The following is a 14,450-nucleotide window of genomic DNA, read 5'->3' as shown; positions in this document are numbered from 1 at the left end:
GGATGAGCGATACCCATGCCCAAACCGTGCCCTTCGTGCGCGACACGATGCTGCCGGCGGCCCCGCCGCCCGCCACCCAGGCCGGTGCCGTGCGCTGGCTGCGCGAAAACCTGTTTTCGGGCCCGGTCAACACGGTCCTGACCATCATCGGCCTGCTGATCATCTGGTTCCTTGTCTCGCATTACTGGGACTGGTTCGCCCATTCCGTCTGGAACGCGAACAGCCTTAACGAATGCCGCCAGATCATCATCGATACCTGGGGCGAAGGTGCCCGCGGCGCCTGCTTTGCGGTGATACGCGAACGCTGGAACCAGTATGTCTTCGGCTTCTATCCGCCCGAACTCTATTGGCGCCCCACCATGACCTTCGGCCTGCTGATCGTGGCGCTGGTGCCGGTGCTGTTCTCGGCCTCGCTGACCATTCGTCGGGCGGTGCTGGTCATCACGGCCATCGCGACGCTGACCTCGATGATCGCGCTTGGATCGCCCGTCATCTGGCTGGCCTTTGCCACGCTCGTTCTGGCCGGGGGCTTTGTCGCATCGGAACGCAACCTGGGCTGGCTGTTGCCGTTTTCGATGCTCTATCCGCTGATGGGGGTCTGGTTCCTGTGGGGCGGCAGCGTCTGGGGACCTGTCTTCGTGCTGGTCGGGCCCGTGCTGGGCTGGATCGCATGGCGCATCCTGGCCGGGCGCATGCCGGTGATCGCAGTGCTGGCCGGCGTCGTCGTGACGCTGCTGTTCTGGCTGTTCCTGTCGGGATCGGCGGCCGAAGACGCACAGCGCCTGTTGCCGATGGGGATCGAGGCCGTGCGTTCGGACCGGTTCGGCGGCTTCCTTCTGTCGGTCACGATCGGCGTGGCGGGCATCGCGCTGTCGTTACCGCTTGGCATCGTCTTGGCCCTGTCGCGACAGTCGGACATGTTCCTGATCAAGTCGCTGTCGGTGGTCTTCATCGAATTCATCCGCGGCGTGCCCCTGATCACGCTGCTGTTCGTGGCCTCGCTGCTGCTGAATTATTTCCTGCCGCCGGGCACCAATTTCGACATCATCCTGCGCGTCATCATCATGGTGACCCTGTTCGCCGCCGCCTATATGGCCGAGGTGATCCGGGGGGGCCTCGCGGCCCTGCCGCGCGGGCAGTATGAGGCCGCCGACGCCCTGGGGTTGGATTACTGGAAGGCGCAGCGCCTGATCATCCTGCCGCAGGCGCTGAAGATCAGCATCCCGGGCATCGTCTCGACCTTCATCGGGATGTTCAAGGACACGACGCTGGTCACCTTCGTGGGGCTTTACGACCCCCTGAAATCCATGTCGGACGCCGTTCGCGCCAATATCGAATGGAAGGGTATCTACTGGGAGCCTTTCATCTTTGTCGGCGCCATCTTCTTCATCATCTGCTTCGCCATGTCCCGGTACTCGATGTATCTGGAACGTCGCCTGCAGCGTGACCACAAGTAAGGATCAGATCCATGAGTGAAGCGATCAACCGGCAGGTCGACCACAGCCACATGCAGGTCAGCGACCGCGTGGCCATCGACATCCGCAACATGAACAAGTGGTACGGCACCTTCCACGTGCTGCGCGACATCGACCTGACCGTCTATCAGGGCGAACGCATCGTCATCGCGGGGCCTTCGGGATCGGGAAAATCGACACTGATCCGCTGCATCAACCGGCTTGAGGAACATCAGGCCGGTCATATCAGCGTCGACGGGGTCGAGCTGACCAGCGACATCAAGAATATCGACAAGGTGCGGTCCGAGGTTGGGATGGTGTTCCAGCACTTCAACCTGTTCCCGCATCTGACGGTTTTGGAGAACTGTACCCTGGCCCCGATCTGGGTACGCAAGACTCCCCGTCGCGAGGCCGAGGCCACGGCCATGCATTTCCTGGAAAAGGTCAAGATCCCCGACCAGGCGCATAAATATCCGGGTCAACTGTCGGGTGGCCAGCAACAGCGGGTCGCCATCGCGCGGTCGCTGTGCATGCAGCCCAAGATCATGCTGTTCGACGAACCGACCAGCGCCCTTGACCCCGAGATGATCAAGGAGGTCTTGGATACCATGATCCAGTTGGCCGAAGAGGGGATGACGATGATCTGCGTGACCCATGAAATGGGCTTTGCCCAAGCCGTGGCGAACCGGGTGATCTTCATGGATCAGGGCCAGATCGTCGAACAGAACACCCCGTCCGAGTTCTTCAACAACCCCAAATCGGAACGGACCAAGCTGTTCCTCAGCCAGATCCTGGGGCACTGACAACGGTTTAAAACGAAGCGGGGGCTGGGGCGATCACCCCGGCCCCCGTTCCATTGCGCGGCTTGTCTCAGTCGCGCCCGTCGAAGCGGACGAAATCCATCACGCTGCCTTGGCCGGGCTGGACCTGGTCCCAGCTGTCCACCTGGAAATCGACGACCAGCGTCGCGGCGGTCGCATAGCGGCGGAACTCGGGGTCCATCGGCACCCGCGCCGGCAGTCGCGCAGCAAATTCCGAAATACCGGGATTGTGGCCCAGCATCATCACCGTGGGTTGGGTCGCCGTGCGCAGCACCGCCAGCATCTTGTCCGGACCTGCCTGGTAGAGCGCTTGTTCGAAGCGCACCTGGGGGCGTACCTCGATCGCGGCGGCGGCGATGACGTTCCAGGTTTCCTGGGTGCGTGCGGCGGTCGAACACAGCACCTCTTCGGGTTCATAGCCACGGCTGGCCAGCCAGTCGCCCAGTGCCAGCGCCGAGCGGCGGCCGCGATCGTTCAGCGGACGATCGTGATCGTCCAGCGTGGGATCGTCCCAGGCCGATTTGGCATGGCGGGTCAGGATCAGGCGTCGATGTCCAAGGGGGGTCATGGGGTGCGGCCTCTTTCTGCCATGCTCTGTGTCTTGGGAGACTGCCACAGGATTTGTGGATACGGCAAGCAAATCAAGGTCGTCGAGGAAAACCTGCGACAACCCGCCTTACACGCGGCCTAGAGGCCCGGATCGACCTGCCGCAACCCGCGCGGAACGACCCGCGGCTCTGTCTTGCGGATCAGCGACCCCGCGCCATGTTCGGTGAAAAGCTCCAGTAGACAGGCATTGGGCACCCGTCCATCCAGGATGACGACGGCCCGCACGCCCTTTTCGATGGCTTCCAGCGCGGTTTCAGTCTTGGGAATCATGCCCCCGGCGATCTGTCCGTCGGCGATCATCTGGCGCACCTGGTCGGGATGCAGCTGGGTCACGACCTCTCCGCTGGCATCCTTGACGCCCGCGACATCGGTCAACAGCAGCAGGCGATCCGCCTGCAGGGCCCCCGCGATGGCGCCTGCGGCCGTGTCGCCATTGACGTTGAAGGTCTCGTTATCGGCCATGCCGGTCGCGACGGGCGCGATGACCGGGATCATGCCGGCGCCGTAAAGGTCGCGGATGATCTGGACGTTCATCTCGATCGGGCGGCCGACGAAGCCCAGTTCGGGGTCGTCCACCTCGCAGACCATCATGTCGTCATCCTTGCCGGAAATCCCCACCGCGCGCCCGCCCGCGTCGTTGATCGCCTGAACGATGCGCTTGTTGACCAGTCCCGACAGGACCATCTCCACCACCTCGACGGTTTCCTTGGTGGTGACGCGCTTGCCACGGACAAAGCGGCTTTCGATGCCCAGCCTGTCCAGCAGGTTGTTGATCATCGGGCCGCCGCCATGGCAGACGATGGGGTTCATGCCGACCTGCTTCATCAGCACGATGTCTCGTGCGAATTCGGCCATCGCATCATCATCGCCCATCGCGTTGCCGCCGAATTTGACCACGACGACCGAATTGGAATAGCGCTGCAAATATGGCAGGGCCTCTGACAGGGTACGAGCGGTGGCGATCCAGTCACGGTTCATGTTCTGCTTTCTCATCCTCAAGATCCTTGGGCGACGGTCGGACCCTATGGCGCAAGGCCGGGTCAGTCCAGTCCGGCGATGATGGTGCGCAAAGTGGCGATGCCCTCGTTCTTTTCCGAGGATGTCACGACCAGTTCGGGATAGGCGGCGGGGTGCTTCTGCAATTCCTCGGCCACCTGGGCCAGGACAGGCTTCAGGGCGTTCGGACCCAGCTTGTCGGTCTTGGTCATCACGACCTGGAAGGGCACGGCCGAACGGTCCAGCAGCTTCATGATCTCGTGATCGACTTCCTTGATGCCGTGGCGGGCGTCGATCAGGCAGAAGGCGCGCTTCAACGTCTGGCGACCGGCCAGATAGGTCTTCAGCAGTGTCTGCCATTTGGCCACGATCGCCAAGGGTGCCTTGGCATAGCCATAGCCCGGAAGGTCAACCAGGTAGGAATGTTCGCCAAGCGTGAAATAGTTGATTTCCTGCGTCCGGCCCGGCGTGTTCGACGCGCGCGCCAGCCCCTTGCGACCGGTCAGCGCGTTGATCAGGCTGGACTTGCCCACGTTGCTGCGGCCCGCAAAGCAGACCTCGGGGCGGGTGGCGGGGGGCAGGCCGTCCATATGGACGACGCCCTTCAGGAAATCGACGGGACCGGCGAACAGCAGGCGCGCGGCCTCGGCTGCGGCGGGGTCGGGGGCGGCGGCGACGGGGAAATTGACTTTCATGGGGTGATCCGGTCCTGAAGGCGGATCGCGCCGCCCGTGACGACTTCGGCAAAGACGCCGAAATCCGTATGTCCGTAATGGCGCTGCAAACAGCCGATCATGTCAAGATCGACGCGCCCCGTAGTTGTGTCGGCATTGGTGGCAGCGCAGCGGCCGATATGGTCGGTGATGCGCAGCTCGGCCTCTCCGATACGGATGATCTGGCCGATCAGGCTGCGTTCGTGGAAGGCGGGCCATCCCTCGACCCACAGATTGCCGCGCCAGCGATGGGTACCCAGATCCAGCCCCGCCTTGGTCGACAGGTCCGCAAGGCTGTCCAGCGACAGGATCGAGATCCACGGCCATTTCTGGTCGGTCCAGATGGCGGCGCCGCGCACCAGGCGGGTCGGCTGCGGGGCATCGGCAGGCCAGAGCGGGCGCAGCCAGGCGACCAGCGCGTCGCTGTCGGTTTCGGGGTCGATGGTGATGGATGTCTGGCGCGGATGGGACAGGGTCAGCTTGTCCACATCCCAACCGCCCGTGACGGCCTGCAGATCGGGGCAGACGGCCCCGCGCAGAAAGCAGGATTTGGGCAGCCAGCGGTCCGGCTGTCCCATTGATTGGCTGGCCAGCGCATGACGTTCGCCGTTTTCGGTCAGGATCGCAAAGCTGCGGTCGCCGGGCAGGCGGCGGGCCGCCTGCAGGGTCACGCCATCCAGCCCCTCACCACCGACCGATTTGATCGGATGGCGGCGGATCAGGGCCAGACGTGCGGTCACTTTCCTTTGCCCTTGGCGCCCTTGGCAGGGATCTTGGGCATCGAGGACTTGATGTTGCCGAACATGTCGGGACGGTGCCCGTGCATCGACATGATCGTGTACTGCTGCAGGATCGTAATCGTGTTGTTGGTGATCCAGTAGAGCACCAGCCCCGAGGCGAAGCCGCCCAGCATGAACATGAAGACCCACGGCATCCAGGCAAAGATCATCTTCTGCGCGGGATCGGCGGGCGCCGGGTTCAGGCGCTGCTGCATCCACATGCTGATGCCCAAGAGGATCGCCAGCGCGGGCAGCGACAGCGAGTGCAGCAGCGTGCCCTGCGCCGGTGCCGCATAGGGCAGCAGGCCGAACAGGTTCAGCAGGCTGGAGGGATCGGGCGCGGAAAGGTCGCGGATCCAGCCGAAGAAGGGCGCGTGGCGCAGTTCAATCGTGACGAAGATCACCTTGTAGAGCGAGAAGAAGATCGGAATCTGCAGCAGCACGGGCAGACAGCCGGCCGCCGGGTTCACCTTTTCACGCTTGTACAGCTCCATCGTTTCCTTCTGGAACTTCATGCGGTCGTCGCCGGTGCGTTCCTTCAGTTCCTGGATCTGCGGCTGCAATTCCTTCATCTTTGCCATCGAGATGTAGGATTTGCGCGCCAGCGGGAAGACCAGCGTCTTCAGCACGAAGGTCAGCGCGATGATGGCCAGGCCCATGTTGCCGATGATGCCGTTCAGCCAATGCAGCAGCTGGAAGATCGGCTTGGTCAGGAAATAGAACCAGCCCCAGTCGATCGAATCGACCAGACCCTTGATCCCGACGCCATCCTCATAGCCCTTCAGGACTTCCCAGACCTTGGCGCCCGCGAACAAATAGCTGTCGGCGGTGACCTGCGTGCCCGGTGCGACGGTCTGCATCGGGAAGCGAGCTTCCGTCTGATAGATGTCGGCACCCTCGGCGTATTTCACGACCGCGGTAAAGGCTTGCCCGGGGGCCGGGGCCAGCGTGGTCATCCAGTACTTGTCGGTGAAACCGATCCAGCCATCCGCGCTGACGTCATAGACCTGAGCGCGGCCTTCGCGGGCGATCGGGTCCAGATCGGCGATGTTCTTGTATTTTTCCTCGATCAGCGTGCCGTCATGCATGCCGACGACGCCCTCGTGCAGGACGAAGAAGTTCTGCGTGTCGGGGCGGCCATGGCGCGCGATGATGCCATAGGGGGCGGCCGCGAAATCGGCGTCGCCGTCGTTCTGCAGGCTCTGCGAAACGCTGAACAGATAGTTCTCGTCCAGGCTGAAGGTGCGGCGGAAGATCTGGCCTGCGCCGTTGTCCCACGCCAGCCTCACCGGCTGGCCGGGGGCCAGCGTGCTGCCCGATTCCTGCGTCCAGACCGTGGTCGGGTTCGGAACCAGTTCGGGATCGGTGCCGGGGCCAGGGGTCCAGCCATAGACGGTGTAATAGGGCTTGGTCGCGCCCGTTTCGATATTGCCGTCGGCCGTTGCCGAGGAGGGCGACAGAAGCCGCACATCGGGCGAACCCTCGTCCAGCGTTTCCTGATAGCGTTTCAGCAGCAGGTCGTCGATGCGCCCGCCCGCCAGCGAGATCGAGCCTTCCAGAGCCGGCGATTGGATCTCGATGCGGCCCGCGGGCTGCGCCTGATCGGCAAGGTCGGCCGGGGCGGCGGTGGTCGTGCCTGCGGGGGCATCCGCCGTCAGAGGCTGATCGCCCACCGATTGTTCGGCCAGCGGCTGGCCCGAAGGTTGGTCGGATACGGGTTCCGGAGCGAAGACCGTGTACCAGACCAGGATCACCAGAAACGACAGGACCGTCGCCAGGATCAGATTGCGGTTGTTGTCTTCCATTCCCTCACCACTGTCATCGCGTCAGTCGCGCCGGTTCAACAGAACGGGCCCCGAAAGGTCAAGCGGATTTGGCCGGATGGGCAGGAATGCTTGGGGAATAGGTCATATCCGGCCCATTTGGGCCGGGCTGACGGTCAGATGCGGCGCGCGATGCTGGGAAGATCCGCCGCGGCGGCACTGTGACGGGTCAAAAAATCCATGGTCGCCGACAGCGGCATGGGGCGGGCAATGGCATAGCCTTGGACCTCGTCGCAGCCCATCTGGGCCAGGAAGGCATGTTCTTCGCGGGTTTCGACCCCCTCGGCCAAGGCGGCGATGCCAAGCCGTTCAGCCAGTGCCAGAATGGCCAGGATCATTCGCTGCTGCCCCGGATCGATGTCGCAGCCGGTGACAAAGCTGCGGTCCAGCTTGATGCGGTGGATGCCGAACTGCCGGATGGCGTCCAGGCTGGCATAGCCGGTGCCGAAATCGTCCAGGTCGATATGACAGCCGGCCTTGGACATCTTGCGCAGGTTCACCCGCGCATCAGCATTGCTGGTCACCGGGCCGACACTCTCCAAGACCTCGATCACCAGCCGTTCGGGGCGGATCTCGTGGCGGTCCAGTTCCCAAAGCAGGCAATCGGCGAAACCGCGTTCTGACAATTCATGGTTCGAGATGTTGACCGACACCGTCGGCACGCGAAATCCGGCATCGTCCCATTCCTTCAGCGCACTGAGCGATTGCTGCAGCATGACATAGGTCAGGGCGGTGTGATCGGTATCCGACATCTGGGGCATGAAGACACCTGGTGCCAGGATGCCGCGGGTGGGGTGATTCCACCGGGCCAAGGCTTCGAAACCGGTGACCGAGCCCGAATGGCAGCAGATCTGCGGCTGAAACCAGGCCTCGACCTGACCCGCCTTGATCGCTTCGCCGATCGTGACGATCAGCGGGGCACCTGCCAGCGTGGTATCGTAGGGATAAAGCCGCAGCTGGCCCAGATCTCCGTCGGGCGTGTCCTGCAGCCTGCGCCTTGCATTGTCGATCAGGGTCTCGACCGGGGGAAGGTCGGGGCCGGGCAGATGCGCCCGAGCCGGATCGGGGCCCGACAGGGACGAACCATCGGCATGCACCAAGGCACCGCTGATGACCGGGGTCAGCGTTTGTCCCGCCAGCGCGATCGGCGCCTGCGCCTGGCGGTGCAGCCTGTGGGCGACATGCATCGCGTCGCGGTCGGTGCGGTTGCGCAACACGAAGGCGAACAGCCCCGGTGACAGGACACGCACCGGATCATAGGGCCGGACCGCCCGACCCAAGGTCATCGACAGCTGTACCAGCAGGTGACTCATGGCGGCCTTGTCCAGCGTGCGGGCCAGGATCTCGGTGTTTTCCAACTGCAACAGCAGCACGCTGCGGGAATGGTCGCGGGCTTCGGCAGGGCAGCCCAGCAGCTTGCGGATCGGGGCGAGGAAACGCGTAACATTCTTGGACATGCCGGACCTTTCACGGAATCACCGTGGTCAGTCCTAATCCCGAAAGCTTTGCGTTCCGTTAAAGTTTCCGTTCTGAATCGCGCAGATTCGGCACGGCATTCCCGTCCGAGTCGTTTTGGGCGGGAAAAAGCGCCGCGAAATCAAACAGCGCAGGGTCCAGAAGATGCGAGGGGCGCACATTCATCAGCGACCGGAACATCACCTGCCGCCTGCCAGGGGTGCGTGCTTCCCATTCGTCCAGCAGGCGTTTGACCTGAACGCGTTGCAGCCCTTCCTGGCTGCCGCACAGATCGCAGGGAATGATGGGATAGTTCAGCGCCTTGGAAAACCGCTCGCAATCCGCTTCGGCGACATAGGCCAGCGGACGCAGCAGGGTCAGGTCGCCTTCCTCGTTCAGCAGCTTGGGTGGCATGGTGGCCAGGCGCCCGCCATGGAACAGGTTCATGAAGAAGGTTTCCAGAATGTCGTCGCGGTGATGGCCAAGGACCACCGCCGAACAGCCTTCTTCGCGCGCGATGCGATAGAGATTTCCCCGGCGCAGGCGCGAACACATCGCGCAATAGGTCCGGCCCGCAGGCGTCTTGTCCTTCACGATGGAATAGGTGTCGCGATATTCGATGCGATGTTCGACGCCGCGGGCCTTCAGGAATTCCGGCAGCACCGTGGCGGGAAAATTGGGCTGTCCCTGATCAAGATTGCAGGCCAGCAGATCGACCGGCAACAGGCCCCGCCATTTCAGTTCATGCAGGATGGCCAACAGGGCATAGCTGTCCTTGCCGCCGGACAGGCAGACCAGCCAGCGATCGCCGGGACGGACCATGCCGTAATCCTCGATCGCGGCGCGGGTTTCGCGGACCATCCGCTTGCGAAGCTTGCGAAATTCCGTCGATGAGGGCGCGCCTGCGAAAAGCGGGTGGATGTCCTTGTCGTCCAGATCGTCCAGCATGGTGGTCCCGTTCAGTGATGGTGGTCGCAGGTCTTGTCGGCGCAGGTGGTGTCGGTGCCGGGCACAGAATCAAAGCCCGACCCGCCCCAAGGGTGGCACCGTCCGATCCGGCGCAGCATCAGCCAAGTCCCGCGAAAGACCCCGTGATGGTCCAGGGCCTGCAGTGCATAGGCCGAACAGGTCGGCTGAAAGCGGCAGCCATGGCCCACCCAGGGCGAAGCGACCAGGCGATAGGCGCGGACCGGCAGCGCCATGACGCGGGCCAGCGGTTTCACTTGTGGACCTTGCGCATGGCGCGGGCGAAATCGTCGCAAAGCTGGGCAAAATCCAAGCTGGCGGTGGCGCCGGGGCGTCCGACCAGGACATAATCCCAGCCCTGCTGCGCAATTTGCGGCATGATCAGGCGGGCAATCTCGCGCAGCCGGCGCTTGGCGCGGTTGCGGGCGACGGCATTGCCGACCTTCTTGGAACAGGTAAACCCGATGCGCGCCGGACCCGCATCATCGCGATGGCGCGCCTGCAGCAGGAATCCGGGCATCGCCTGACGACGTGCCTTGGCGGCCGCCAGAAAATCGGCGCGCTTGCCGATCACCGGGGGCATCTTGAACCCTTCGGCCACGCGAAATGCCGCCGTGCCGGCATCCTGGGGCTGGGTCTCAGCGGGATGGGGCAGTGGCGGCATGTCGAAAGCCTTCATGTGGCAGCGTGACGCTGCCGGGCGCTATCAAGCCGACAGGCTCTTGCGGCCTTTGGCGCGGCGTGCGTTCAGAATGCGACGGCCGCCTTTGGTGGCCATGCGTGCGCGAAAGCCGTGACGGCGCGCACGAACGAGGTTCGAAGGTTGGAAAGTGCGCTTCATAATCAGTCTCCGGGTCGTATCTTGCGGGTGGCATCAAGTCAGGGCAGGGTAGCAGGATACTGCCCCGCGCGACGGCGCTGGTTGTTCGAAGCCCGCTGAATAGGGGACAAGCACGCCTGCGTCAACCGGTCTTGGCAGCAAACGGCGTCATGCTCGCGCGAACGCCGCAGATGGAACCATGATACGATCACATTCGTTTGATCGCCACATTCTTATTTCGTCGGCTGACAAGTTGCACCGGCACAACCATATCCGGACTCCATGCGACTGAACACGATCTCTGGCCGATTCGCCGCGTTGACGATGATGTTCGTCATCTTGGCAGAATTGTTCATCCTGTTGCCTTCATTGGCCTCTTTCAGGTTGGATTACTTGGAATCGCGGCTTGAGCGTGCTCAGATCGCAAGTCTCGCGCTGTTGGCGACGGACGAATCGCTGGCCTCGGACTTGGAGGCCGAGCTGTTGCAGAACGCCGATGTCTTCAACGTCGTGCTGCGCCGCAACGACATCCGGCAGCTGGTTTTGTCGTCGCCCATCCCCGGGCCCATCGCCGCAACCTATGACCTGCGCGAGGATGGCGTGCTGCGAACCATCGACGATTCGCTGGGGACCTTGGTCACCCGGCAGAATCACGTGGTTCGGGTGATCGGTGCGCCCGTGAACCAGGCCGGCCAGCTGATCGAGATCACCATGGAGACCGCCCCCCTGCGGCAGGCGATGCTGGATTACGGCCTGCGACTGCTGGGCGTATCGGCGGCGTTTTCCATTTTGACGGCGGTGCTGCTGTTTCTTGCGGCGCAGCGACTGATCCTGGTGCCCATGCGCCGGGTCATCAGCCACATGTCCGACTATGCCAGCGCCCCCGAAGACGGGCGGCACATCATCATCCCCGGCGCCCGCCTGGAGGAACTGCGCGAGGCCGAGGATGCGCTGCGGTCGATGCAGCAGACGGTGACATCTTCGCTGAAGCAGAAGGAGCGGATGGCCCAGCTGGGCCAGGCCGTCGCCAAGATCAGCCACGATCTGCGCAACATCCTGACCACCGCGCAGATCTTTGCCGATCGGCTGGAGGACAGCGCCGACCCCAAGGTCCGCCGCGCGGCACCCAAGCTGGTGAACTCGATCACGCGGGCGGTGAACCTGTGCGAGACCACGCTGGCCTTCGGCAAGGCCGAGGAACCGGCGCCCACCCTGTCGCGCTTCAATCTGCACCAGCTGGCCTCCGAGGTGATCGAGGCCGAGGTCCTGGCAGCCGAAGCCGCGGGGCAGGTCGACTTTCTGTCCGACATTCCCGCAACGCTGACGATCCGTGCCGATCGCGACCAGCTGTACCGCGTCCTGTCGAATCTGATGCGCAATGCCCGTCAGGCGATCGAAGCCACGGGCAAGCCCGGCACGGTCGAGGTGGGCGCGGGCGAAGGGGACAGCGAATGGTGGATCCGGGTGGGCGACACGGGGCCAGGTCTGCCGGACAAGGCCAAGGAATACCTGTTCAAACCCTTTACCGGCAGCACGCGTCGCGGCGGGACGGGCCTTGGCCTGACCATCGCGGCCGATCTGGTCCGGGGTCATGGCGGCACGCTGGAACTGCTGCGCAGCGACGGTGAAGGCAGCCAGTTCTGCATCCAGATCCCGCGCGGCGCGGCCCGATCCGAACTGCGCCGGATAGCGTAAGACAGTTTTTTGAAAAAACGACCGTTTTTTTCATTTTCATCCCTTGCACCCCCCGAACACTGAGGCTATTCACCCTCTCAAGATGCACCCGTAGCTCAGCTGGATAGAGCACCAGACTACGAATCTGGGGGTCGGGCGTTCGAATCGCTCCGGGTGCACCATTTCATCCCAAGCCATATCCCTTCGGTGACATGTGCTGAAAAAAGACGCCTGCGCCTGATGGCGGCAGGCGTCTTTTTCGTTGGCGCGGACCGAACTGGTCATGACCACGCATCCGCATGGGCCCAAGGATTGGTCATGGATTGGGCAGGTTCGCGGGGCTTTGCCAGCGGGTCAGAGATGCTTTGCAACCACTCGCGTAAAAATTGTACAGAACTTGCAACAATTCACCGCGCGTGGAAAGCTTCCGGCAGAATGGTTTTTTAAGACGCCAGCATCAGACCACGCCGGTTCCAGACAAGGGTCGCAGCATGTCCTCGGCACATCCCTACAGCAAACTGCCCCGTCAGGCCTATTGGCGGACCTCTGTCGCCCGTGCCGCGCGGTCCGGCGATGTCCTGCCCGATCTGTGGACGCCCAAGTTCCCGCTGACGCGCGACGACCCGATTCTGACGACGGGCTCCTGCTTCGCCCAGCATATCAGCCGTGCGCTGGCCCAGGCTGGGTTCACGTGGCAGCAGGCCGAACGCCCGCCCTATGGCTTGAACGCGGCGACGGCCCGCGATTTCGGGTATGGCATCTTTTCCTTCCGGACCGGCAATATCTATACGACGCGCATGCTGGTCCAACTGTTGGGCTGGGCCCTGGAACCGGACAGCCAGGACCAAGAGGTCTGGGCCGAAGATGGCGCCTTTCTTGATCCGGTTCGCCCGCAGATCGAACCGGGCGGCTTTGAAACCGTCGAAGAGCTGTTCATGGCCCGCAAGGCCACCCTGCAGGCCATCCGTCGCGGCGTTCAGGACAGCAGCCTGTTCATCTTTACCCTTGGCCTGACCGAGGGCTGGATGAACAGCCGCACGGGCCTGCGCTACTCCGCCTGCCCGGGCACCATGGGCGGAACGTTCGACCCCGACCTGCATCGGTTCGAAAACCTGCACTATCCCGATATTCTGGCAGACCTGAAGAAGATCCGCTTTCAGCTGCGCAAGATGAACCCGTCGATCAAGATCCTGCTGACCGTGTCGCCGGTGCCCCTGGCCGCGACGGCCCAACCGGGCGCCCACGTCCTGACGGCCACGACGCAGTCCAAGTCGGTGCTGCGGGCCGCAGCCGGGCATTTCCAATCTCTGCATCCCGACGTGGACTATTTCCCGTCCTACGAGATCGTCAGCAGCCCCGGTCTGGATCGGCAGATGTTCGAGGATGACCGTCGTTCGGTGACGCCCGATGGCGTGGATTACGTGATGCGGCATTTCCTTCAGGGGCTGGGGATCGGGGATGCCGGGGATGAACTGCCCGCTGCCCCGGACAGCCGGATCGCCAAGGCCGTCGCCAAGGCCGCCCACGACCATGACATTATCTGCGAGGAAATCGCCTTGGACCGCTTCAATGACGACCGTGATTGACGCCGCATTGGTGGGTGATTCCCACGCCTCGATCATGATCAAAAGCGGCGAGGCCACCGGTCTGGAATTCAAGCGCGCCATCGCTGCCGCCTCGCCCAATTTCGTCGGTGCGGAGTTCGTGACAGGCCAGGATGGCAGGGTTGATTTCCAGCTGTCGCAACTGCGCCGGGATGACGGGTTTTACGGAGCCGACCGGACCGAACGCTTTGCGCGAAAGGCCGCCAAGCTGAACGTCCTGTTCCGACAGGCCTTCGCGCTGAAGCTGCCGATCTATGCCAATGTCGGCATGACGGCGATCCATTTTGTCCGGGACATCACGACCGCGGCCCAAGCCAATGGGCAGGACGGAACCCTGATTTCGGCCAAGATCGCGCGTGCCACCGCCGAGGATTACATCGCGGATTATCTGCAGTTCTATCAGACGCTGGTGCGCATGGCGCCCCGTGTGACCTGCGTTTTCGGGCCGACCCGGTTCCTGCCGGAAAATCGCCATATCTGGATGGCGTATGACGGGGTGATCAGCGAACGACTGACCGGAATGGGCATCCGCATCCTGGATCTGCGTGGCCGCTTCGGGGATGACCGGATGCTGCTGGACCCGCGCTATTACAAGAGCCCGAACGATGATCTGGTCCATGCCAATGATCAGTGGGGGCTGGAGATGATCGAGGCAATCCGGCAGGACATGACCGAGGCCACGTCCGGCATGGCCCTGGCCCATAAGACCTGAGAGTACTGCTGCGCGGCGACAGGT

General features: G+C 63.2%; 15 protein-coding genes and 1 tRNA gene. 6 read left to right on the top strand and 10 right to left on the bottom strand.

The genetic code is table 11. The features are described 5' to 3' along the window. Positions 1 to 2 precede the first annotated feature (2 nt). Together DKT70_RS03705 and DKT70_RS03700 are read left to right on the top strand one after the other, a co-directional pair. Positions 3 to 1,457: an amino acid ABC transporter permease gene (locus DKT70_RS03705; RefSeq protein ID WP_111557832.1), complete on the top strand. Its 1,455-nt coding sequence runs from the start codon at positions 3 to 5 to the stop codon at positions 1,455 to 1,457. 11 nt (positions 1,458 to 1,468) lie between these two features. Further along, on the top strand, positions 1,469 to 2,257 hold the full coding sequence (locus DKT70_RS03700) for an amino acid ABC transporter ATP-binding protein (RefSeq protein WP_072295542.1): 789 nt from the start codon (positions 1,469 to 1,471) through the stop codon (positions 2,255 to 2,257). A gap of 67 nt (positions 2,258 to 2,324) precedes the next feature. Here DKT70_RS03700 and DKT70_RS03695 read toward each other — a convergent pair whose 3' ends face one another. The 10 genes from DKT70_RS03695 to rpmH all read right to left on the bottom strand — a co-directional run bounded on the left by DKT70_RS03695 (position 2,325) and on the right by rpmH (position 10,457). After that, positions 2,325 to 2,843 (bottom strand): SixA phosphatase family protein, encoded by a 519-nt coding sequence (locus DKT70_RS03695; protein WP_111557831.1) that lies wholly within the window; start codon positions 2,841 to 2,843, stop codon positions 2,325 to 2,327. A 119-nt stretch (positions 2,844 to 2,962) separates the two neighbouring features. Beyond that, positions 2,963 to 3,862 (bottom strand): acetylglutamate kinase, encoded by a 900-nt coding sequence (gene argB / locus DKT70_RS03690; RefSeq protein ID WP_072295663.1) that lies wholly within the window; start codon positions 3,860 to 3,862, stop codon positions 2,963 to 2,965. 62 nt (positions 3,863 to 3,924) lie between these two features. Further along, positions 3,925 to 4,575 (bottom strand): ribosome biogenesis GTP-binding protein YihA/YsxC, encoded by a 651-nt coding sequence (yihA, locus tag DKT70_RS03685; protein WP_111557830.1) that lies wholly within the window; start codon positions 4,573 to 4,575, stop codon positions 3,925 to 3,927. Beyond that, entirely contained in the window at positions 4,572 to 5,333 is a 762-nt protein-coding gene (locus DKT70_RS03680) for an MOSC domain-containing protein (protein ID WP_111557829.1), read from the bottom strand. Before DKT70_RS03680 ends, yihA begins: the two co-directional genes overlap by 4 nt. Next, positions 5,330 to 7,177, bottom strand: a complete 1,848-nt coding sequence (yidC, locus tag DKT70_RS03675) for a membrane protein insertase YidC (protein ID WP_111557828.1) — start codon at positions 7,175 to 7,177, stop codon at positions 5,330 to 5,332. Before yidC ends, DKT70_RS03680 begins: the two co-directional genes overlap by 4 nt. Positions 7,178 to 7,311: 134 nt before the next feature. Further along, positions 7,312 to 8,652 (bottom strand): EAL domain-containing protein, encoded by a 1,341-nt coding sequence (locus DKT70_RS03670; RefSeq protein ID WP_111557827.1) that lies wholly within the window; start codon positions 8,650 to 8,652, stop codon positions 7,312 to 7,314. A 58-nt stretch (positions 8,653 to 8,710) separates the two neighbouring features. Beyond that, positions 8,711 to 9,598: a tRNA 2-thiocytidine(32) synthetase TtcA gene (gene ttcA, locus DKT70_RS03665; RefSeq protein WP_111557826.1), complete on the bottom strand. Its 888-nt coding sequence runs from the start codon at positions 9,596 to 9,598 to the stop codon at positions 8,711 to 8,713. Between the two features lie 11 nt (positions 9,599 to 9,609). Then, entirely contained in the window at positions 9,610 to 9,873 is a 264-nt protein-coding gene (gene yidD, locus DKT70_RS03660; protein WP_111557825.1) for a membrane protein insertion efficiency factor YidD, read from the bottom strand. Then, positions 9,870 to 10,280, bottom strand: a complete 411-nt coding sequence (gene rnpA / locus DKT70_RS03655) for a ribonuclease P protein component (RefSeq protein ID WP_111557824.1) — start codon at positions 10,278 to 10,280, stop codon at positions 9,870 to 9,872. The genes yidD and rnpA overlap by 4 nt, the downstream gene beginning before the upstream one ends. Before the next feature lie 42 nt (positions 10,281 to 10,322). After that, entirely contained in the window at positions 10,323 to 10,457 is a 135-nt protein-coding gene (rpmH, locus tag DKT70_RS03650) for a 50S ribosomal protein L34 (RefSeq protein ID WP_072295533.1), read from the bottom strand. A 261-nt stretch (positions 10,458 to 10,718) separates the two neighbouring features. On the opposite strand from rpmH, the gene DKT70_RS03645 reads away from it, so the two are divergent. From DKT70_RS03645 to DKT70_RS03630, 4 genes are all read left to right on the top strand, one after another. Then, entirely contained in the window at positions 10,719 to 12,131 is a 1,413-nt protein-coding gene (locus DKT70_RS03645; protein ID WP_111557823.1) for a sensor histidine kinase, read from the top strand. Between the two features lie 84 nt (positions 12,132 to 12,215). Further along, positions 12,216 to 12,292, top strand: a tRNA-Arg gene (locus tag DKT70_RS03640). Between the two features lie 309 nt (positions 12,293 to 12,601). Continuing rightward, a complete protein-coding gene (locus DKT70_RS03635; protein ID WP_111557822.1) occupies positions 12,602 to 13,696 on the top strand; it encodes a GSCFA domain-containing protein in 1,095 nt (364 codons plus the stop codon). Continuing rightward, positions 13,680 to 14,426, top strand: a complete 747-nt coding sequence (locus DKT70_RS03630) for a hypothetical protein (protein ID WP_111557821.1) — start codon at positions 13,680 to 13,682, stop codon at positions 14,424 to 14,426. The genes DKT70_RS03635 and DKT70_RS03630 overlap by 17 nt, the downstream gene beginning before the upstream one ends. Positions 14,427 to 14,450 lie beyond the last annotated feature (24 nt).

Origin of the sequence: Paracoccus sediminilitoris (assembly GCF_003259195.1) — a bacterium.
GTDB classification, from domain to species: Bacteria; Pseudomonadota; Alphaproteobacteria; order Rhodobacterales; family Rhodobacteraceae; genus Paracoccus; species Paracoccus sediminilitoris.
This window is presented reverse-complemented; position numbering and strand designations above follow the sequence as displayed.